Source organism: Halomonas citrativorans (assembly GCF_014898005.1).
GTDB lineage: Bacteria > Pseudomonadota > Gammaproteobacteria > Pseudomonadales > Halomonadaceae > Vreelandella > Vreelandella citrativorans.
On record NZ_JABUYX010000011.1, the window covers coordinates 1 to 20,609 of the forward strand.

Annotated in this window: 16 protein-coding genes; 6 read left to right on the forward strand and 10 right to left on the reverse strand. The window is 54.5% G+C overall.

Going from position 1 to position 20,609, the window contains the following annotated elements; all coding sequences use genetic code 11:
- On the forward strand, positions 1 to 194 hold a 194-nt coding region (locus INT20_RS18085), incomplete at its 5' end, for a hypothetical protein (protein ID WP_226912145.1).
- 269 nt (positions 195 to 463) lie between these two features.
- Here the strand turns inward: INT20_RS18085 and pssA are convergent.
- The gene (pssA, locus tag INT20_RS11315; protein WP_087107270.1) at positions 464 to 1,321 is read right to left on the reverse strand and encodes a CDP-diacylglycerol--serine O-phosphatidyltransferase; all 858 of its coding nucleotides are present in this window, start codon (positions 1,319 to 1,321) and stop codon (positions 464 to 466) included.
- Between the two features lie 504 nt (positions 1,322 to 1,825).
- Between pssA and ilvY the strand changes: the two genes are divergently transcribed.
- Positions 1,826 to 2,713, forward strand: coding sequence for an HTH-type transcriptional activator IlvY (gene ilvY / locus INT20_RS11320; protein ID WP_172118950.1), 888 nt, complete (start codon positions 1,826 to 1,828; stop codon positions 2,711 to 2,713).
- Between the two features lie 84 nt (positions 2,714 to 2,797).
- Here ilvY and ilvN read toward each other — a convergent pair whose 3' ends face one another.
- From ilvN to rluD, 5 genes are all read right to left on the reverse strand, one after another.
- Positions 2,798 to 3,289 carry an acetolactate synthase small subunit gene (gene ilvN / locus INT20_RS11325; protein ID WP_172118949.1) on the reverse strand — a complete coding sequence of 164 codons (492 nt, stop codon included), beginning with the start codon at positions 3,287 to 3,289 and terminating at the stop codon, positions 2,798 to 2,800.
- Positions 3,289 to 5,013, reverse strand: coding sequence for an acetolactate synthase 3 large subunit (locus INT20_RS11330; protein WP_172118948.1), 1,725 nt, complete (start codon positions 5,011 to 5,013; stop codon positions 3,289 to 3,291). Before INT20_RS11330 ends, ilvN begins: the two co-directional genes overlap by 1 nt.
- Before the next feature lie 472 nt (positions 5,014 to 5,485).
- The gene (gene clpB, locus INT20_RS11335) at positions 5,486 to 8,083 is read right to left on the reverse strand and encodes an ATP-dependent chaperone ClpB (RefSeq protein WP_193056960.1); all 2,598 of its coding nucleotides are present in this window, start codon (positions 8,081 to 8,083) and stop codon (positions 5,486 to 5,488) included.
- A gap of 141 nt (positions 8,084 to 8,224) precedes the next feature.
- Positions 8,225 to 8,983 (reverse strand): peptidoglycan editing factor PgeF, encoded by a 759-nt coding sequence (pgeF, locus tag INT20_RS11340; RefSeq protein ID WP_193056961.1) that lies wholly within the window; start codon positions 8,981 to 8,983, stop codon positions 8,225 to 8,227.
- The gene (gene rluD, locus INT20_RS11345; protein ID WP_193056962.1) at positions 8,980 to 9,939 is read right to left on the reverse strand and encodes a 23S rRNA pseudouridine(1911/1915/1917) synthase RluD; all 960 of its coding nucleotides are present in this window, start codon (positions 9,937 to 9,939) and stop codon (positions 8,980 to 8,982) included. Before rluD ends, pgeF begins: the two co-directional genes overlap by 4 nt.
- 158 nt (positions 9,940 to 10,097) lie before the next feature.
- Between rluD and INT20_RS11350 the strand changes: the two genes are divergently transcribed.
- Positions 10,098 to 10,898, forward strand: a complete 801-nt coding sequence (locus tag INT20_RS11350) for an outer membrane protein assembly factor BamD (RefSeq protein ID WP_172118945.1) — start codon at positions 10,098 to 10,100, stop codon at positions 10,896 to 10,898.
- A 92-nt stretch (positions 10,899 to 10,990) separates the two neighbouring features.
- Here INT20_RS11350 and INT20_RS11355 read toward each other — a convergent pair whose 3' ends face one another.
- On the reverse strand, positions 10,991 to 12,625 hold the full coding sequence (locus tag INT20_RS11355; protein ID WP_193056963.1) for an NAD+ synthase: 1,635 nt from the start codon (positions 12,623 to 12,625) through the stop codon (positions 10,991 to 10,993).
- A 133-nt stretch (positions 12,626 to 12,758) separates the two neighbouring features.
- Here INT20_RS11355 and INT20_RS11360 point away from each other — a divergent pair, with 133 nt between their 5' ends.
- Positions 12,759 to 13,031, forward strand: a complete 273-nt coding sequence (locus INT20_RS11360) for a PP0621 family protein (protein ID WP_193054712.1) — start codon at positions 12,759 to 12,761, stop codon at positions 13,029 to 13,031.
- Here the strand turns inward: INT20_RS11360 and thiO are convergent.
- Positions 13,028 to 14,128, reverse strand: coding sequence for a glycine oxidase ThiO (gene thiO / locus INT20_RS11365; protein ID WP_193054713.1), 1,101 nt, complete (start codon positions 14,126 to 14,128; stop codon positions 13,028 to 13,030). The genes INT20_RS11360 and thiO overlap by 4 nt on opposite strands.
- Positions 14,129 to 14,229: 101 nt before the next feature.
- Here thiO and INT20_RS11370 point away from each other — a divergent pair, with 101 nt between their 5' ends.
- Positions 14,230 to 14,757, forward strand: coding sequence for a GspH/FimT family pseudopilin (locus INT20_RS11370; protein ID WP_193056964.1), 528 nt, complete (start codon positions 14,230 to 14,232; stop codon positions 14,755 to 14,757).
- 33 nt (positions 14,758 to 14,790) lie between these two features.
- Here INT20_RS11370 and trxB read toward each other — a convergent pair whose 3' ends face one another.
- The gene (gene trxB / locus INT20_RS11375) at positions 14,791 to 15,741 is read right to left on the reverse strand and encodes a thioredoxin-disulfide reductase (RefSeq protein WP_087107294.1); all 951 of its coding nucleotides are present in this window, start codon (positions 15,739 to 15,741) and stop codon (positions 14,791 to 14,793) included.
- A 225-nt stretch (positions 15,742 to 15,966) separates the two neighbouring features.
- Between trxB and acnA the strand changes: the two genes are divergently transcribed.
- Positions 15,967 to 18,714, forward strand: a complete 2,748-nt coding sequence (acnA, locus tag INT20_RS11380) for an aconitate hydratase AcnA (protein ID WP_193054715.1) — start codon at positions 15,967 to 15,969, stop codon at positions 18,712 to 18,714.
- Between the two features lie 60 nt (positions 18,715 to 18,774).
- Here the strand turns inward: acnA and INT20_RS11385 are convergent, their stop codons facing one another.
- Positions 18,775 to 20,451 (reverse strand): NAD-dependent malic enzyme, encoded by a 1,677-nt coding sequence (locus tag INT20_RS11385; protein ID WP_193054716.1) that lies wholly within the window; start codon positions 20,449 to 20,451, stop codon positions 18,775 to 18,777.
- Between the last annotated feature and the right edge of the window lie 158 nt (positions 20,452 to 20,609).

The following is a 20,609-nucleotide window of genomic DNA, read 5'->3' on the forward strand; positions in this document are numbered from 1 at the left end:
AAAATCAGTGTGATTCTTGCTTGTCACTCGAAAGTGACAAAGGTGAATCAATCCTGGCTCAAGGTTCAAACGAATTTGAAGAATTCGAAAATTCTTCTTGTGCGCTTGCCTTGATATTTGGTGACTTGTCACCCTCATCGGCAAACGCCCACATGAATTACCTGATCAAATTGTTAAAGAGCTGTTTCGCTTGAGACTACCAACACTCGACTCGATGACCGGAGCCGCTTGCCTCAGCGAGGAAGGCGTATTCTACGCATTTCCTGATGTTTGTCAACCGTTGTTTTCAGCGGGTGAAGCAAGCGACTTAAACCTCGCTAACTTCCTGACAAACCGAAGGTTTTCACCTTCTTCACCGCTGGTAACGCTGGGCGTCCCCGGCAGCGGATGCGTACTTTACGGATTCGCTGCCGGTTTGGCAAGGCCTTTTTAAAGATAGTTTCAAAAAGTTCAGTTAAAAAGCTCAGCTTTTAGGTTTTGCCTTGCGCATAAGCGCATACGCCGGGCCTGAGAGCACATAGGCACCAAACAGCAAGAGCAGCATTACGGACGGTTCAACCGAAATCATGACAAACCCCAATACAACGGCCAGCAACACTACAAAGGGTACGGGCTTTCTAAAGTCGAGATCTTTGAAGCTGTAATAGCGGATGTTGCTGACCATCAGAATGCCGGCGGCCGCCACAACGACCAACATCAACAGCTTGAAGCCAAACGCATCCGCATCAAAGCTGTGGAAGGTCCAAACACACGCAGCCACTAGTGCTGCCGCTGATGGACTAGGAAGGCCGATAAACCACTTCTTATCAACACTTCCGTTTTGTACATTAAAGCGTGCCAAGCGAAGTGCCGCGCAGGCGACATAGAGAAACGCGACCACCCAGCCGGTCTTCCCGATATCCTGCAAAATCCAGGTGAACGCGACAAGCGCAGGCGCCATACCAAAGGAAATCATATCGGCCAGGCTATCGTACTCAGCCCCAAATTCGCTTTGCGTATTGGTCATACGCGCAACGCGGCCATCCAGTCCATCCAGCACCATAGCAATGAAAATAGCGACTGCAGCCGACGTAAAATCACCGTTAATACCGGCGACAACGGCAAAGAAGCCTGAAAACAGAGCGGACGTAGTAAACAGGTTGGGCAGTAAGTAGATTCCCTTGCGGCGAACTTTCTTGCCATCCTCTACCGCATCTTCGACGATCTCTGTGTCGCGTAGAAAGGCGGCAGCTAAATCCTCATTGTCGACCTTTTGAGTCTGGTCGTGGTTTTCGGGCTGGGGTGTACTGGCCTGCTCTTGATCGCGAGCGTCCTGAATCATAGGTGTCATCCGTTTAATAAAAAGCCACAAATAGTGAACACTTTCATTCTACACGGTGAGCTTTAGTCAGCCAGTCAATTACCGCACGTAGACAAAAATGCATGACGGCTAGCCCTATAAAACAAACGGGGTGCGCCAAAGCGCACCCCGTCACCAAGTTAGTAAGCACCTACTGCTTGAAAACACTAACCCTGGATTTGCCAACCAACTGACCGTGATCCAGAGCATCATGCAGTTTAGGGCTTATCTGGCAATTTCATCTGCAGTGACTTTTGGTCTTAAACCAGGAAAAGGTCACCATTTTTACCGTGACAACCGTAAGCGAGGTTTCAGAAAACCATTATTAGTCATTACGTTGTTATAGTAGCGTGTCAGCGCTGATGGCCACCGCGCCGTCTAGTGCAGCGCTGGTAAAGCGTCAAGCAACTTTACGACACACGCATATTTGCGTAAAACGCTGTATTTGCAACAAACTATTTCACATATTGAAATGACGGTACTGGCATGGATTTTCGCTTACTGAAGCACTTTGTCACGCTTTCTGACACGCTCCATTTTGGCCGCGCCAGCGAGTTGAGCCACATTAGCCCCTCGACGCTTAGCCGCTCTATTCAGCAGTTGGAGGAAGAGTTGGCCACTCGGCTGTTCGAGCGTGACAACCGCCATGTCGCACTGACTCCCCAAGGGCTCAGTTTTCAGCACTACGCACGCGAAACGTTAGAACAGTGGGAAATGACCAAGCGTCGCCTGGCCAATGAAGCGACCATGCTGAGCGGTGAGATCAGCATCTACTGCTCAGTAACTGCCAGTTACAGCTTTCTGTATGAGCTATTAAGCGATGTACGAACACGTCATCCCGGTATTGAGTTAAAGCTGCATACCGGTGATCCGGCGAATGCCATGAAAAGAGTAATGGAGGGTGACGATGATATGGCGATTACGCCGCGCCCCCGCATTCCCCCTAATGCGCTGGCGTTTAAGTCATTAACACGTTCACCGCTGGTGTTTATTGCGCCTAACGAACCGTGCGATTGGCTACCCAGCTTCCCTGAAAGCTCCACGGCAGCGCAGTGGCAGCAAGTGCCCATGATTCTTTCTGAAGCAGGCTTATCGCGGGAGTACGCCAACACTTGGTTTAAAGCGATGGGTATCACGCCACGAATTTACGCTCAGGTGGCCGGGCACGAAGCGATTGTTAGTATGGTGGGGCTGGGCTTTGGCGTAGGCGTGGTTCCCAAAATCGTGTTGGATAACAGCCCGCTTGCCAACCGCGTTCGCATGTTAAACGTAAAACCTGAGCTGCCCCACTATGACGTGGGCCTTTGCGTTCTAAATCGGCGTTTAAAAAATCCGCTTATTGAGGCGCTTTGGTCTGCGATTAGCGAACGCTAATCGATTATAAAAAGCACCGCCTCGGCGAGACGGTGCTTTTGAGTCGAGCAATACGGCTTGGCTAAACGTGCAGTGATCAGGTAATTAAATCGATAGCACCTTGTCACCACGCGCAATACCAGAAACGCCGGTACGTGCTACTTCAAGAATCCCTACTGGCGCCATGGCCTGCAGAAAAGCATCCAACTTGGCGGCATCACCGGTAATCTGCACGGTATACAGATTAGGTGTGACATCGACGATCTGCGCCCGAAAAATATCCACGGTACGCTTCACTTCATCGCGGGCAGCCCCCAATGCCTTTACCTTCACCATCATCAGCTCACGCTCGATGTGGTTGCCTTCGGTCAAGTCAACCAGCTTCACCACATCAATCAGCTTGTTGAGGTGCTTGGTGATCTGCTCAATAACACGATCATCGCCAACCGTGGTCACCGTCAACCGCGAAAGCGACGCATCTTCCGTAGGCGCTACGTTAAGCGTTTCAATGTTGAAGTTACGCTGGGAAAACAGGCCGACCACACGTGACAGCGCACCCGGTTCGTTTTCCAACAGAATCGAGATGATATGTCGCATCAGGTACGCTCCGTTTTAGACAGCAGCATGTCGCGCATGGAGCCTAACGGCACCTGCATCGGGTAGACGTGCTCGAAAGGATCCACCTTCACGTCAAGGAACACCAGTTCGTGCTTGTCGGCAAACGCACGCTCAAGCGCCGGTTCAAGCTCATCCTGAGTAGTGACGGTAATCGCGGTAAATCCATAAGCCTCAATCAACAGATGGAAATCAGGCAGTGATTCCATATAAGAGTGCGCATGACGTGACTTGTAGTTCAGGTCCTGCCACTGACGCACCATGCCTAGCGAGGCATTGTTCAGATTGAGAATTTTGACACCTACGCCGTACTGCTTACAGGTGGAAAGTTCCTGCATCATCATCTGGAAGCTGCCTTCCCCGGTAACACACACGACGTCGTCGTCCGGGTAGTTCTGCTTGATCCCCATGGCGGCCGGGAAGCCAAAGCCCATGGTGCCAAGACCGCCTGAGGTAATCAGCCGGTTGGGCTTATCAAACTTGTAGTACTGAGCCGCAAACATCTGGTGCTGACCTACGTCGGTCGTAACAAATGCTTCACCGCGCGTTATCCGGCACAGCGCTTCAACAACTTCCTGCGACTTTAACGCTTCACCTGGCTTGGAGGGCTCGTAAAGCTTGCCTTTACGCTCGGCACGCCAGCCGTCGATCTTTTCCCACCACTCAGCAAGTGCTTCAGGATGCGCAATGGGATGGCCCTGAACCAGGCTAATCATCTCATTAATAACGCTAGCGGCAGGCCCTACGATAGGCACATCGGCACGCACGGTTTTAGAGATAGAGCTGGGATCAACATCGACGTGAATAATTTTCGCCGTGGGGCAGAACTTCGACGTGTTGTTGGTAACCCGGTCATCAAAGCGTGCACCAATAGCGATAATCAAATCAGCGTGGTGCATGGCCATGTTGGACTCATAAGAGCCGTGCATGCCCAGCCAGCCAAGGCTTTGACGATCACTTTGCGGGTACGCGCCAATGCCCATCAGCGTGGTGGTAATCGGGAAACCCAGCTTTTTGACCAGATCGGTTAAGCCTTCACTGGCCTTACCGGTTACTACACCACCACCGGTATAAAACACCGGGCGCTTGGCTTTGAGCATTAGCTCAATGGCTTTTTTAATCTGCCCTGTATGGCCACGTGTCACCGGGTTATACGAGCGCAGCTTGACCTTTTTCGGGTAGATGTACTCGTAGCGCTCGGTCGGCGCGGTCATATCCTTGGGAATATCGACCACCACAGGGCCGGGGCGCCCGGTAGAAGCCAGATAAAAGGCTTTTTTAAGCACTTCCGGAATTTCAGACGGATGACGAATCGAAAAGCTGTGCTTCACGATAGGCCGGGTGACACCCACGATATCGGTTTCCTGGAAGGCGTCTTCGCCAATCAGATGGCTGGCCACTTGGCCGCACAGCACCACCATCGGAATGGAATCCATATAGGCAGTCGCAATACCGGTAACGGCATTGGTTGCACCAGGCCCTGATGTGACCAGCACCACACCTGGCTTACCCGAGGCGCGGGCGTAACCGTCGGCGGCATGCGTGGCCGCTTGTTCGTGACGCACAAGAATGTGCTTCACATCGTCCTGGCGGAACAGCGCATCATAAATATGCAGCGCCGCGCCGCCGGGATAACCATAAATGTACTCAACGCCCTCATCTTTCAAGAAGCGGGCGATCATATCTGCGCCGGAAAGCAGTTCCACTGTATTTCTCCCCTGGAGGTCTCGAGTGCGATCCGCAGGACATCCTGCGGTGTCGAGTGCGGCGGTATGCCGCTGCCGGCCCATGCCGGCACCTGATGCCAAACCCTGGCATACGGCCCGGTTAGGGCCTGCACTCTCTGAGAGGCACTGATCCATGACAACATACATCAGTGGCTCTCTTTCACGGCTGATTGCCGTGTCGGGGCGTTGGCCAGGCTGAGCGGTTAGCTCAAACCCGGAAGTCCTTCGGCGGGTAAAGGCTTACGCCTACCCTTCGCGCGGTGAAAAGGGGTTACCCGTAGGTCCGCGCCCGCAAATCAGGAACAGATAAGATTCCATTAGGCTCTTGGCATGTCAACCATCAATGCCCGATGAATGTGCAAAGGAGCGATTTGAGACAAAAAAAGCCCCGCTGGCAAGGCCGAGCGGGGCATATGGTTATAACCAGGAACGTCTGATTATCAGTGGGCGGTTAGCTATTAAACGCAAGCTTACCGTCCGAGGCACTCACCCGAATGACATCGCCGGGTGAAAACTTGCCTGCCAGCAAGTCTTGCGCCAGCGGATTCTCGATCCGGCTCTGAATAGCACGTTTGAGTGGCCGCGCGCCATAGACAGGGTCAAACCCAACAACCGCCAGCTGCGCCATAGCGTCATCACTCACCTCAAGGCCTAAATCGTGCTCAGCCAAGCGGGCTCTCAAGCGCTCCAGTTGAATGCCTGCAATTGCCTGAATTTGCTCCTGGCCCAAGGCATGGAAGACGACCACTTCATCAATCCGATTGATCAACTCAGGGCGGAAGTGATTGCCCACCACCTCCATGACCTTGTTTTTCATGTCCTCATAGGCACTTTCTTTATCAGCGCTGACGTCACCGCCCATGCGCTGAATAATGTCTGAGCCCATGTTGGAGGTCATCACGATCACTGTATTGCGAAAGTCCACCGTGCGGCCCTGGCCATCCGTTAACCGACCATCTTCCAATACCTGCAGCAGAATATTGAAAACATCCGGGTGGGCCTTTTCCACCTCATCCAGCAACAGCACGGAGTAAGGTTTACGGCGCACCGCCTCGGTTAAATAGCCGCCCTCTTCGTAACCTACATAGCCGGGAGGCGCACCGATCAACCGCGCCACGGAGTGCTTCTCCATGAATTCCGACATATCAATACGCACCATGGCCTCTTCGGTGTCGAACAGGAAGTTGGCCAATGACTTGCAAAGCTCGGTTTTACCCACCCCGGTAGGCCCAAGGAACAGGAACGAACCGTTCGGCCGGTTAGGGTCGGACAACCCCGCACGTGAGCGCCGCACGGCGTTGGCAACAGCTTCAACTGCCTCATCCTGGCCAATGACCCGCTCATGCAGAGCATCTTCCATCCGCAGCAATTTATCGCGCTCGCCTTCCAGCATTTTGGACACTGGAATGCCGGTCCAGCGCGATACCACCTCTGCTATTTCTTCTTCCGTCACGTTGGAGCGTAGCAGCTGGTGCTTGGTAATATCGGCTTCACTTTCACCGCTTTCGGCAATTTTCTTTTCCAGCTCAGGGATTTGCCCGTACTGAATTTCCGACATGCGTCCTAAATCGCCCTGCCGTCGCGCCTGTTCCAGGTCAAGGCGCGCCTGCTCCAATTCTGCCTTGAACTGAGCCGAGCCTTGGATACTGGCTTTTTCTGCCTTCCAGACTTCATCCAGGTCGGCATACTCGCGCTCAAACTCATGAATCTGGTTGTTAAGCGCTTCAAGGCGTTTTTTAGTCGCCTCGTCGGTCTCTTTTTTAAGCGCTTCCCGCTCCATCTTGAGCTGGATTAAACGCCGGTCCAGGCGGTCCATTGCTTCGGGCTTGGAATCAAGCTCCATACGGATCCGCGAAGCCGCTTCATCAATCAGATCTATCGCTTTATCGGGCAACTGCCGATCAGTGATATAGCGAGTGGAAAGCTTCGCCGCAGCAATAATCGCCGAGTCGGTAATATCCACGCCGTGGTGCACTTCATAACGCTCTTTTAAGCCGCGCAGAATGGCCACGGTATCTTCTTCCGTCGGCTCATCGACCAACACTTTCTGGAACCGACGCTCAAGTGCCGCGTCCTTTTCAATATATTTACGATACTCGTCCAGCGTGGTCGCGCCTACGCAGTGCAGCTCACCCCGTGCAAGCGCAGGTTTGAGCATATTGCCCGCGTCCATCGCGCCTTCCGCCTTACCGGCGCCGACCATGGTGTGCAACTCATCGATAAACAGAATGACCCGCCCCTCTTCCTGGGCAAGCTCTTTAAGAACCGACTTTAAGCGCTCTTCAAACTCACCGCGGAATTTGGCACCTGCTAACAGCGAGCCCATATCCAGCGACAGTACGCGTTTGTCTTTTAAGCCTTCCGGCACTTCACCATTAACGATACGCTGCGCCAACCCTTCAACAATCGCCGTTTTACCGACGCCAGGCTCGCCAATCAAAACCGGGTTATTTTTGGTACGGCGCTGCAATACCTGAATGGTGCGGCGGATTTCATCATCACGGCCAATCACCGGGTCAAGCTTGCCATCCAGCGCGCGCTGAGTAAGGTCAAGGGTGTACTTGTTGAGCGATTCCCGCTGATCTTCAGCGTTAGGATCATCAACGCTTGCCCCACCGCGCAGGCTATTAATCGCCGCCTCAAGGGACTCCCGGTTAACGCCCGCCTCTTTCATTAACTTGGCAAGCGGGCCATTCATTTCCAGCGCCGCCAGCAGCACGAGTTCGCTGGCAATGAACTGGTCGCCACGCGCTTGTGCTTCACGGTCGGTCAGGTTGAATAATTTAATGAAATCCCGTGATGGCTGCACTTCGCCATCGAACTGGCTTACTTTAGGTAAGTTATCAAGCTGCTGCACTAACCCATCACGCAGACGCGAGCTTGAGCCTCCGGATTTTTCGATCAGGGCTTTAATACCCGTATCCTTGGTATCCAGTAGCGCAAGAAGAAGATGGGAAGGGTCTAACTGGTTATGACCGCGGCCAACGGCCAAGGATTGCGCTTCAGCAATAGCGGCCTGAAGCTTGGCAGTAAACTTATCAAAACGCATAGTGAGCCTCTTGGATTAGCCCTGCGCCCGAACGCACGGCGTTTCGGAAAAAACTGCTGTCCACTTTCCTAATAAATATTAGCTTTGTAAGTTAAATGGTGCTAGTTCCGCCGTTTTCAAGAGGAGATAATGCCAACCTGGTTATTTTTTGATCCAGATCACACTGGCCATGCGCCCCGTCGTACCGCCATCACGCCGATAAGAGTAAAAACGCGATTCGCAGGCCGTACAGAAGTGCCCACCGCTAATATGTTCAACACCGAGCGCTTCCAAGCGAAACCGCGCCAGCCGGTACAAATCGGCCATGTAGTGCCCCATTCGATAGGGACTATGGTCAAACGCTTCCGCAGTTTCTGGGTGTACGGCAACAAAGGCGCCATACACTTCCGGCCCAACTTCAAACTGAGCATTGGAAATAGCCGGGCCTAGCCATACGAGAATACCCTCGGGCTCGCTATTCATGGCGGCCACTGTCGCCTCTAAAACGCCTCCGGCCAGCCCGCGCCAACCGGCGTGAGCAACCGCCACTTGCGTTCCGGCTTGATTACAAAACATCACCGGCAGGCAGTCTGCGGTCAGCACGACACAGGCGTATTCATTGGAGGTGGCGACGGCAGCATCGGCCTCTGGCACGTCGGCCTGGTAGCCCTGCTGAACGCGCGCGCCATGCGTTTGATTTAGCCATAGCAGCGGGCGCTCATCGCCAATCTCTTTTTGCATCAAGCGGCGGCAAAGCGCCACATGCTCAGGGTTATCACCGACGTGAGAGGCGGGGTTAAAAGCGGCAAATTCTTCTTGGCTAGGGCCCGTTTCCCGGGTGCTCACAAAGGCCTGCACATTATCAGGCGCAGGCCAATCCGGTATTAGTAGCGTTGGCCGTAAATCAATGGCATCACTCATTGCATGGTCTCACTGTCTTCGCGCAGGTAGTCCAACAACATTAGTAGATCATCGGGCAGATCGGCGTAAAAAGTCAGCGTTTCACCGCTCACCGGGTGCACAAAGCTTAGCTCGCGGGCATGCAGCGCCTGGCGTGGGAACTCACGCAGGATCTCCTTAAGCGGTCCGGCAGCACCAGGTGGCAGCTTGGCACGTCCGCTATAGAGCGGGTCGCCAATCAATGGGTAACGGGCATGGGACATATGCACGCGTATCTGATGCGTGCGCCCGGTTTCCAGCTTACAGCGAACGTGCGTATGCGCGCGAAAACGCTCCACAACGCGAAAGTGGGTCACGGCAGGTTTACCAGCGTTGGTGACAGCCTGGCGTTTACGGTCTTTAGGATGGCGGCCAATAGGCGCATCAATGGTGCTGCCTGCCACGAGCTTACCGATCACCACCGCATCATACTGGCGTGATACGCTGCGTGCCTGCAGTTGCTCAACCAGGGCCGTTTGCGCTTGAATGGTTTTAGCCACCATCATCAAGCCAGTGGTATCTTTATCCAAGCGGTGAACAATCCCCGCGCGAGGCACTTCAGCAAGCGCCGGGTGATGATAAAGCAGCGCGTTGAGCAAAGTGCCATCACGATTGCCCGCCGCAGGATGCACCACCATATTGGTGGGTTTGTTGATCACCATCACGGCATCATCTTCATAGACAATGCTCAGCGGTATGTCCTGCGCTTCAAAACGCAGATCCTCTTCAATGGTGGCCTTTAGCACCAGCATTTCATCACCGTGCAGCTTCGCTTTCGGCTTGGCCTGGGCGCCATCGATGGTTAGCTCACCCGCGTTGATCCATGCTTTCAGGCGCTCGCGTGAGTAATCGCTGAATAACTCCGCCGCTGCTTGATCCAACCGTGCACCTGCAAGTGTTGCGGGCACGCGCTGCATGGCTTCAACTATCCGGGGCATGACGTTATTTCCTTTGACAACACTCGACAAAACGCCACTAAGCCTGCGTTTTGCGTCGAGGTGATTTATAGTGGGCTTACTGCGACCTATTCTACCATTTCTACTTATGGCCATCGTCGCTTTTCGGTGATTGAGGCTTGTTTGCAACGAGGATGATGATGCGCGTTTTTTCTGCTGCCAACCGCTTTGGTGCCCTTGCTTTAAGTCTTGCCTTATTGGCAGGCTGCGCCAGTAATGACACGACCCCGGAAGAAGAAGATGAGTTTTCCGGAGTGCAAGAGCGTGAGCTCTACGAACTTGCTCGCACCGCGCTGGATAGCAATCGCTACCCCATTGCGATTGAGCGGCTGGAAGCGTTGGATACACGCTATCCTTTCGGCCCCCATGCTGAACAGGCGCAATTAGAGCTGGTGTACGCCTACTATGAAAACGGTGACTGGGAAGAAGCACGCGCCGCCGCCAGTCGGTTTATTCGCCTGCACCCCGACCACCCGCAGGTTGATTATGCCTACTACCTGCGCGGACTTTCTGCCTGGCAGGCGGGTCGTTTCAGCCTTGAGCGCCTTCGCTTAATTGATATTTCCAAGCGCGACATAGGCGCCTCGCGTGATGCGTATAACGACTTCCGTGAACTGATCCAGCGCTACCCGCAAAGTGAATACGCCCCGGATGCGCAGCAGCGCATTATTTATTTGCGCGACTTGCTGGCCCAGCATGAACTGCATGTTGCCGACTATTACCTGCGCCGTGGGGCTTACCTGGCCGCTGTCGAGCGTGGGCGTTGGGTGATCGAAAACTACCCCGAATCCAATGCCACCCGCGACGCACTGGCCGTTATGATCGAGGGTTATCAGGGTTTGGGCATGAACGATCGCGCTCAAGAAGTCATCATCGTACTGCGTGAAAATGCTCCCGACCACGAGCAACTTCAAGGCGACCGCTTTGTACCCAAGCACTAAAATGAACGCAATGGACTGATGACAGTACGGTTTACCCTCCCAAAAAACCACGCCTCGGCGTGGTTTTTTAGTTGGCGTTACGCTAATACCTGTTAATCGCCCGGCTGCCAGCCGTTAACAATGGGGTAACGGCGGTCGCGGCCAAAGCCGCGCGATGTAACGCGCACGCCCACCGGTGCCTGGCGGCGCTTGTACTCACAGCGGTCTACCAGCTTGACCACTTGATACACATCTTCATGGTCATAACCCGCCGCGATAATCGCTTCAGCACTCATATCACCTTCTATATAGCGCATAAGGATGGCGTCCAACGCATCGTAATCCGGTAGCGAATCACTATCCTGCTGGTCAGGCGCAAGCTCTGCGCTGGGCGGACGCTCAATGACGCGCTCAGGAATAGCAGGAGACTGCGTATTACGCCAGCGGGCCAGGCGGTATACCCAGGTTTTATAGACATCCTTGATGGCGTTATAGCCACCCACCATGTCGCCATACAGCGTGGCATAGCCCACCGCCATTTCACTTTTGTTGCCGGTGGTCAGTACCATCAGGCCTTTCTTATTGGAAAGTGCCATCAGCAGTACGCCCCGACAGCGCGACTGGAGGTTCTCTTCGGTGGTATCACGTTCAGTGCCCGTAAAGCTTTCCGAAAGCGTCGCCATAAAGGCATCGACCATGGACTCGATAGGCAAAATGTCGTAATGCACGCCAAGCATTTCTGCCTGAAGGGCAGCATCCTGCCGAGAGATATCCGCAGTGTAGTGGTACGGCATCATCACTGCCTGAACGCGCTGTGGGCCCAGTGCGTCTACCGCAATCGCCAAGGACAGCGCCGAGTCGATTCCGCCGGAAAGACCCAGCACCACGCCTTCAAAGCCACTTTTATTGACGTAATCACGCAGCCCCGTTACCAGCGCACAGTACAGGCTCTCTTCTGGCTCGGCATCCGGCTCAATTTCACCTGACTGCGGCTCCCAGGTAGAGGCGCTGGTTTGCAGCAGTTGCACCGGCATTAAGCCTGCCTGCCAATACGGAGCAAGCACTTTTAGCTGGCCCTGTGCATCCACACAACTGGAACCGCCGTCGAACACCAGCTCATCCTGGCCACCAATGGTATTCACATACACAATCGGGCGGCTTACATCTTGCGCGCGCAGCTCCAGCAAGCGGAGCCGTTCGTCTGGTTTATCCTGATGATAAGGGGAGGCGTTCAGGCTAATCAGCACTTCCGCCCCGGCAGCGGTGGCAGCCCGTGCAGGCGCGCCTTCCCACAGGTCCTCACAAATTAAAAGACCGAGCTTGGCACCCTTATGCTCATACACCAACGGCTCTGTGCCTGGGGTAAAGTAGCGCTGCTCATCGAAAACCTGGTAATTGGGTAGCGCTTGCTTGGCGTATTCGGCCTCCCACTGGCCGTTATACAGCACGCCCGCCATGTTATAGCACTTGCCTTCACGGGTCCCCGGATAACCAATAATCACCAGCACGTCGCGGGCGACCTTTTCTGCCATTTTGGCCCGCGCTTCGCGCAACCGTGCTTCCATAGAGGGGCGCAGCAATAAATCTTCCGGTGGGTAACCGGACAAAAACAGCTCAGGGAAGATAACAATATCTGCCCCATGCTCAATGCGCGCTTCGCGCACGGCTTCAATAGCGCGCGCCGCATTACCGGGAATATCCCCGACAAGCGGATCGAGTTGGGCCATTACCAGCGTTAAATCTTGCATGGGCGTTAAAATCTCTTGAGAATCCTTGGAACATTATTACCTGCGTCAATGCATTGTCCCGCAAGGACTGCCTGCTGGCAAAGCCCGCATGCGCATTGATCGTTTTCGGCTCCGTTCAGGAGGACTGGCAAGGATGAACCTTTTGATTATTCGCTTGATAATTTTCGCTGTGCTGTTTTACGCAGGCCTAAAGCTTTACGGCATGTATCGGCAGCACAAACTCGACCGCGACGCAAAGCGCAATGCCTTGAACCGTCACGAAGGCGGCCAAATGGTGCGCTGCCGCTGGTGTGAGGTCCATGTACCGGAAAGCGAGGCACTGCGCGACCACGAACAGTGGTTCTGCTGCAGCGCCCATCGCGACCGTTATCTTCAAGAACAACAGGATAAAAACGACGGCGCTTAACCCTTTAACCGTGCTTGCGTCGGCAAGTAGGGCGTAGGATCAATCAACGGCATCCGATCAAGCAGCTGGTCCACCAGCAAGTGGGTGGAAGCAGGCGCCAGCACGAGCCCATTGCGGTAATGCCCGGCGTTTACGTAGACGTTGGGCAGCTCTGGAAGTGCGCCAATAAACGGGATGCCATCGGGTGAGCCGGGGCGCAGGCCTGCCCAGTGATAAGCAACCGGGCAGTCCGCCAACGCGGGAACAATACGCTCAGCGCTCTGCTTTAATGAGGCCAGCGCCTCCTCATCGGTAGCTTTATCAAACCCGGTGTCTTCCAGGGTGGAGCCGACAAGCAGCAGACCGTCGCTGCGCGGAATTACATAGCGACCATCTTTCAAGACGACCCGCTGCACAAGCCCGGCAGGCGCCTGGTAGGCGATCATCTGGCCTTTCACTGGGCGTACGGGTAACGCCACGTCAAGCGTAGCCAAAAGCCCTGCACTCCAGGCACCACCGCACACGACCAACCGCCCCGCCTCCACCACGCCTTGCGAGGTGTTAACACCCACCACCTGGCCGCCACGGCGTATCACGCCATGCACCTCGCACTGCTCCCGTAGCGTTACATTGGGCATGGCGAGTAATTTAGCGCGCAGCGCCTGGCCAAGCCGTGGGTTTCGCACACTGCCAAGGGTTGGCATCCACAAGGCGTTTTCATGGGCAATGGCAACATCGGGTTCTTTTTGTTGCACGAAATCAGCGTTAACCTGCACCAGCGGTTTGCCTAGCTGACGCGCCCACTGCAGTGCTTTATCGTCATCATCGACATTTAAATAGAGCAACCCCTTTTGACGATACTCAGGGTCAATGCCGGTTTCTTCCAGCAAACGTAGCGCAAGCGTTGGGTAAACTCCTTCCGACCAGCGAGAAAGTTGCGAAATGGGCGGTGCGTAACGCCACGGATAGAGCGGTGATACAATGCCACCACCCGCCCAGGAGGCCTCTTTGCCACACATGCCGCGCTCAACAAGAGTGACGTGTTGACCGGCATCCGCTAACTGCAACGCGGTCAGCATGCCGATCACACCGCCGCCAATAATTAGAAAATCGCTCACAGGCATTGCCTACTCTGGCTTACTTGATGACCGGCCCAGGCCGGATACGGACAGTGAGCATAGCGAGGAGGCCGAGCAGGTCAAGTCACAGGGAAGACTGCATGACGCACAAGCACAGCGAATATCCAACCTACCTTCAAGGGTTTACGCTCATTGAGCTGCTGATTGTGCTGATTCTGGCAGGCATATTGGCGGCTTGGGGCATACCCGGCCTTCAATCACTGAGTGAGCGTACTGCGGTTACCAGCGAAGTGAACCGACTACAAACCGCACTCACGTTAGCCCGCAGTACCGCCATTACTCAGCACCGCGATATTACCTTGTGCCCCGCGACGGCTGACCGCAGCGCTTGTGCCCGTGATTGGGGGAATGAACTGATGGTGGTTAGCGCCGACAAGACCCGTGGCATCCATAAAGACGAGATAATCCGGGTGTTTCCATCCACCAACGGCGTTAACGTTAGCAAGAACGGTCATGCGCGGATCAAATATACCCCGCTCGGGCATGCCACGGGGTTTAACAGTACGTTCTCCATCTGCCCCAGCACACACAGCAGCACTGCGGGAGCGAGCCTGGTACTCAGTACGCTTGGCCAGGCTCGTATTGCAGAGCCGCCTGCCAGCTGTTAGCAGCAGGCGGCTTTCCCCTCTTGAACAACTTGATTAGGCGATACCGTCCAGATAACGCTCGGCATCCAGCGCGGCCATGCAGCCACTGCCCGCCGAAGTAATGGCCTGACGATAGATGTGATCCATCACATCGCCACACGCGAACACACCCGGCACGCTGGTGGCGGTAGCATTTCCTTCAAGCCCTGAATTCACCTTGATATAGCCGCCGTTCATGACCAGTTGGCCTTCAAACATCCCGGTGTTGGGGTGATGGCCGATGGCAATAAAGAGGCCTGGCGCCTGGATTTCTTTTACCGTGCCATCCCGTGTTGATTTCAACCGTACGCCGGTAACGCCAGTGTTGTCGCCCAGTACTTCATCAATTTCCTGGAACCACTCCAGCGCAATAGTGCCTGCTTCGACTTTTTCAAACAGCTTGTCTTGCAGGATCTTTTCCGCGCGAAGGGAGTCGCGGCGGTGTACCAGAGTAACTTTCGACGCAATATTAGAGAGATACAGCGCCTCTTCCACGGCCGTATTGCCGCCGCCCACCACAATGACTTCCTGGTTACGGTAGAAGAACCCGTCGCAGGTGGCACATGCTGAAACACCTTGGCCCATAAACTGCTGCTCAGACGGTAGCCCGATATAGCGAGCACTGGCGCCCGTGGCCACAATCAGCGCGTCACAGGTGTAAATACCGCTGTCGCCCTTGAGGGTGAACGGTTTTTCATCAAGGCTAACTTCATTGATATGATCGAACAGCACCTCGGTATTAAAGCGCTCGGCGTGCGCTTTCATCCGCTCCATCAGCTCAGGGCCTTGTACCCCTTGGGCATCGCCTGGCCAATTATCAACGTCTGTCGTGGTGGTTAACTGGCCACCCGCTTGCATTCCGGTGATCAGCAAAGGCTTTAAGTTAGCCCGTGCTGCATACACGGCCGCTGTATAACCTGCCGGGCCGGACCCAAGAATAATCAAACGTTCATGACGCGTTTCCATGACACCACCTTGTAAATGTCTAGCTGATAAAGTCGCAAAGAGTTTGCCTGAAATGGTGCCAAGTACAAGCTATTGCAAGGTTAAGTATTGACTATTAGGCGAAGACACCTTGAATCAACCTTTATAAACACCCATGTCCTACTACTATGTAAGCCATACTAAAAAGGAAGACTGTGACCGTTTCGCGGCGTGACATACCGTGCAACGCAATGAGAGGAGAAAGGCATGAGCAATACACCCGATACGCTTCAAACGTTGGAAGTAGGTAGCAAACAGTACCGCTACTACAGCCTTCCCAAGGCGGCCGATGCGCTTGGCAACATTGACCGACTCCCCAAGTCGCTCAAAATTTTACTCGAAAACCAACTGCGCTTTGCCGACGATGAAAGCGTTGAAAAAGACGATATGCAAGCCCTTGTCGATTGGCAGAAAGAGGGCAAATCCAGTCGTGAAATCGGTTATCGCCCGGCGCGCGTATTAATGCAGGATTTCACCGGCGTACCCGGTGTGGTCGATTTGGCCTCCATGCGCGCAGCGGTAGAAAAACTGGGTGAAGACCCGGCCCGCATCAATCCTCTTTCCCCGGTTGACCTGGTGATTGACCACTCGGTCATGGTCGACAAGTTTGGTAACGCGACAGCGTTTGAAGAGAACGTCGAAATTGAAATGCAGCGCAACCGTGAGCGTTATGAGTTTCTGCGCTGGGGCCAACAGGCCTTTAATAACTTCAGCGTGGTGCCGCCCGGCACCGGCATTTGCCATCAGGTAAACCTTGAGTACCTGGGCCGAAGCGTGTGGACCAAGGAAGAGGACGGCATCACATTTGCCTACCCGGATACCCTCGTGGGCACCGACTCCCACACCACCATGATCAACGGCCTGGGCGTGCTAGGCTGGGGCGTGGGTGGTATTGAGGCGGAAGCGGCCATGCTCGGCCAGCCAGTCTCCATGCTGATCCCAGAAGTTATCGGCTTCAAACTGACCGGCAAACTGCGAGAAGGCATTACCGCCACCGACCTGGTACTCACCGTGACGGAGATGCTGCGCAAAAAAGGGGTTGTGGGTAAGTTTGTCGAATTCTACGGCGATGGCCTAAAAGACCTGCCGCTTGCTGACCGCGCCACCATTGCCAATATGGCCCCGGAATACGGCGCTACCTGCGGCTTCTTCCCGGTCGATGACGAAACGCTAAACTATATGCGCTTAACCGGGCGCGAAGATGACCAGATTGCGCTAGTAGAAGCCTATAGCAAAATGCAGGGCTTATGGCGTGAGCCAGGCGATGAGCCAGTGTTCACCGATGCCCTGCACCTTGATATGACCGAAGTGGAAGCCAGTCTCGCTGGCCCTAAACGCCCGCAGGATCGCGTTGCCTTAAAAGACATGGCCGCCGCCTTTAATAAAGTCATGCAGGAGGATGCCAAGGCACAGCCCAACGCGGAAAAAGGCAAATTCGACTCAGAAGGCGGCCAGACAGCCGTGGGCATTGAGCGCAGCCTTGAGGGGGACTTCAAGCACGCCTCCAGCCAGAAAGTCACCATTGACGACCAGGATTTCAGCCTGGACCCGGGCGCGGTGGTCATTGCTGCCATCACCTCATGCACCAATACGTCCAACCCCAGCGTGATGATGGCTGCAGGCCTACTGGCGCGCAAAGCGCGTGAAAAAGGCCTAACCACTAAGCCTTGGGTTAAAACCTCGCTGGCGCCTGGCTCCAAGGTCGTCACCGACTACCTGGCCGCGGCCAACTTGAACGAGGATTTGAATGCGCTGGGCTTTAACCTGGTGGGTTATGGCTGCACGACATGCATCGGCAACTCAGGCCCACTGCCTGAAGCGATTGAGAAAGCGGTAAACCAGGGAGATTTAACCGTCGCATCGGTCCTTTCAGGCAACCGTAACTTTGAAGGCCGTGTTCATCCGCTGGTCAAAACCAACTGGCTTGCCTCTCCCCCCTTGGTCGTCGCTTATGCGCTGGCGGGCAATGTACAGCGTGATTTAACCCAGGAGCCACTCGGCCAGGACAGTGACGGCAACCCGGTTTATCTAAAGGATATTTGGCCCTCTCAAGCCGAAATTGCCGAGGCCGTCGAGAAAGTAAATACTGATATGTTCCGTAAAGAGTACGGTGAGGTATTTAAAGGCGATGAAACCTGGCAGGCAATTGATGTTCCTGAAAGTCAGGTCTACCAATGGCCCGAATCTACTTACATCCAGCACCCACCCTTCTTTGAAGGCATGGGACGCGAACCAGATGCGATCGAGGACGTCAGCAATGCCCGCGTTCTGGCCATGCTGGGCGACTCGGTGACCACTGACCATATTTCACCCGCAGGCGCGATCAAACCGGATAGCCCCGCAGGCCGTTACCTGCAAGAACATGGCGTTAAGCCGGTCGACTTTAACTCCTACGGCTCGCGCCGGGGGAATCATGAGGTCATGATGCGCGGCACCTTTGCCAACGTACGTATCAAAAACGAGATGCTGGACGGCGTGGTCGGCGGCGAAACGCGCTATGTTCCCAGTGGCGAGCAAATGGCGATTTACGATGCCGCCATGAAATACCAAGAGGCTGGCACACCGCTGGTCGTTATTGCTGGTAAAGAGTATGGCACCGGCTCTTCGCGTGACTGGGCAGCCAAAGGTACGCGCTTGCTAGGCGTTCGCGCGGTTCTCGCGGAATCCTTTGAGCGTATTCACCGCTCCAACCTGATCGGCATGGGCGTGGTGCCGCTGCAGTTCCCGGAAGGTGAAACCCGCGAAACGCTGGGATTAACCGGCGATGAAGAGATATCCATTGCGGGACTAAGTGATTTAAGCCCCGGCAAAACGGTGCAGGTAGTGATTAAAACCGGTGAAAAAGAGCATACCGTTGATGCCAAGTGTCGAATTGATACGGTCAATGAGCTGGCTTACTACCGTCATGGTGGTATCCTTCACTACGTGCTGCGCAAAATGATCGGCGCCGCATAAGTAATACCTACCAATGCTTGTATGCCCCCACCTCGGTGGGGGTTTTTTATGAGCGCTCGTTTAAACGGCGCGGCGGCGATAGGTACGATACTCAGGTGACCAGCTTGCTTTCTCGATGTCTTCGCGCAGTTTGGTGCCACTGGTCGTTAGCGCAACGCCGTTATGCTGAGCAGTGGCGGCTACTTCAAAGGCAATCGACTGGCTGATTTCACGAATACGCGAAAGCGGCGGTAACAGCGCACCTTTACCCTCTTTAACGATGGGTGCTTCACGCGCCAGCGCACGAGACGCGCTCATCAACATCTCATCGGTCACCCGATTTGCATTCGAAGCAATGACGCCCAACCCGATGCCCGGGAAGATATACGCGTTGTTGCACTGGGCAATGGGGTATGTGCGCCCGTTATACACCACAGGAGCAAACGGACTACCGGTGGCGACCAGTGCTTGGCCGTCGGTCCAGCGGATCACATCCTCAGGAACAGCTTCTGCCTGAGACGTTGGATTAGAGAGCGGCATAATCACCGGGTGCTCACAGCCTGCATGCATGGTTTTAACCACCTGCTCGGTGAATATCCCACGCTGACCGCAAACACCGACCAGAATAGTCGGTTTCATCTGGGCAATGGTTTCTTCCAACCCTTGGCCATTCCAATCCGCGACCAGCGCAGGATCGTGGGCCAAACGACGCTGAAAATCGCGCTGCCACTCTTGATCCGTCGTCATCAAGCCTTCGCGGTCGACAACAAAAATACGCGCACGCGCTTCATGTTCGGAGAGACCTTCGGCCTCCATGGCCACCACGACCTGCTCGGCGATACCACAACCGGCTGAACCACCGCCAACAAACACCACGCGTTGCTGGGCAATGCTTTCTTCACGCGCCTGACAGGCTGCCATGAGCGTTCCCACGACAACGGATGCCGTGCCCTGAACATCATCGTTAAAGCAGCACAACTCGTTGCGATAGCGCTCAAGCAGCGGTACGGCGTTGGCTTGGGCAAAATCTTCAAACTGCAGCAAAACATTCGGCCAGCGGCGCTTCAGCGCTGAGATGAACGCTGCCATAAAGGCGTTGTACTCTTCCTGGCCCACGCGTTTATGGCGCCAGCCCATGTACATGGGGTCATCCAGCAGCGCCTGATTATTAGTGCCCACATCAATCACGATGGGTAGCGTATGGGCCGGACTAATACCGCCACAGGCGGTATAAAGCGCCAGCTTACCAATGGGAATCCCCATACCACCGATCCCCTGGTCACCCAGCCCTAAAATACGTTCGCCGTCAGTGACTACGATAACTTTAACGTTATCCTTGGTGGCGCTGCGCAGAATATCATCCAGATGATCGCGGTCCTGGTAGCCGATAAACAAGCCCCGGTGATTGCGATAAATATTGGAAAATTCCTGACATGCCTGGCCAACGGTTGGCGTATAGATGATCGGCAGCATCTCTTCAAGATGCTCAGATACCAAGCGGAAGTAGAGCGTTTCGTTGTCGTCTTGAATGGCGCGCAAATAAATATGGCGCTCAAGATCGCTATTGCACTGCTGGTACTGCCGATAAGCGCGCTCTAGCTGATCATCAATGGTTTCAACATTTTGCGGCAGCAAACCAATCAAGTTAAACGCCAAACGCTCCTCTTGAGTAAACGCGCTGCCTTTGTTCAATAGCGGCATTTCAAGTAAGGAAGGACCGGCGTAAGGAATATATAAGGGGCGCTTACTCGTCGTCATAGGGGCTCTCTTCTTTTCCATTACCGCTGCATCGCAGCAATTTCAAGCGTTTACGGTTTATCGACATAATGTACCATGTCACTACGACAAAGGTGGCACAGTCATACTTCTCTAGCCAAAAAAATGCCCCGACATTTGCCGGGGCAGCTGAAAATCAA

Excerpts from the sequence above, each read along its gene's own strand:
- acnA (WP_193054715.1), top strand. The coding sequence starts at position 15,967 with ATGAGCAATACACCCGATACGCTTCAAACGTTGGAAGTAGGTAGCAAA.
- pssA (WP_087107270.1), bottom strand. The coding sequence starts at position 1,321 with ATGATTCAGGACGCTCGCGATCAAGAGCAGGCCAGTACACCCCAGCCC.
- INT20_RS11370 (WP_193056964.1), top strand. The coding sequence starts at position 14,230 with ATGACGCACAAGCACAGCGAATATCCAACCTACCTTCAAGGGTTTACG.
- INT20_RS11355 (WP_193056963.1), bottom strand. The coding sequence starts at position 12,625 with ATGCAAGATTTAACGCTGGTAATGGCCCAACTCGATCCGCTTGTCGGG.
- INT20_RS11350 (WP_172118945.1), top strand. The coding sequence starts at position 10,098 with ATGCGCGTTTTTTCTGCTGCCAACCGCTTTGGTGCCCTTGCTTTAAGT.
- INT20_RS11360 (WP_193054712.1), top strand. The coding sequence starts at position 12,759 with ATGAACCTTTTGATTATTCGCTTGATAATTTTCGCTGTGCTGTTTTAC.
- ilvY (WP_172118950.1), top strand. The coding sequence starts at position 1,826 with ATGGATTTTCGCTTACTGAAGCACTTTGTCACGCTTTCTGACACGCTC.
- rluD (WP_193056962.1), bottom strand. The coding sequence starts at position 9,939 with ATGCCCCGGATAGTTGAAGCCATGCAGCGCGTGCCCGCAACACTTGCA.
- INT20_RS11385 (WP_193054716.1), bottom strand. The coding sequence starts at position 20,451 with ATGACGACGAGTAAGCGCCCCTTATATATTCCTTACGCCGGTCCTTCC.
- clpB (WP_193056960.1), bottom strand. The coding sequence starts at position 8,083 with ATGCGTTTTGATAAGTTTACTGCCAAGCTTCAGGCCGCTATTGCTGAA.
- trxB (WP_087107294.1), bottom strand. The coding sequence starts at position 15,741 with ATGGAAACGCGTCATGAACGTTTGATTATTCTTGGGTCCGGCCCGGCA.
- ilvN (WP_172118949.1), bottom strand. The coding sequence starts at position 3,289 with ATGCGACATATCATCTCGATTCTGTTGGAAAACGAACCGGGTGCGCTG.
- pgeF (WP_193056961.1), bottom strand. The coding sequence starts at position 8,983 with ATGAGTGATGCCATTGATTTACGGCCAACGCTACTAATACCGGATTGG.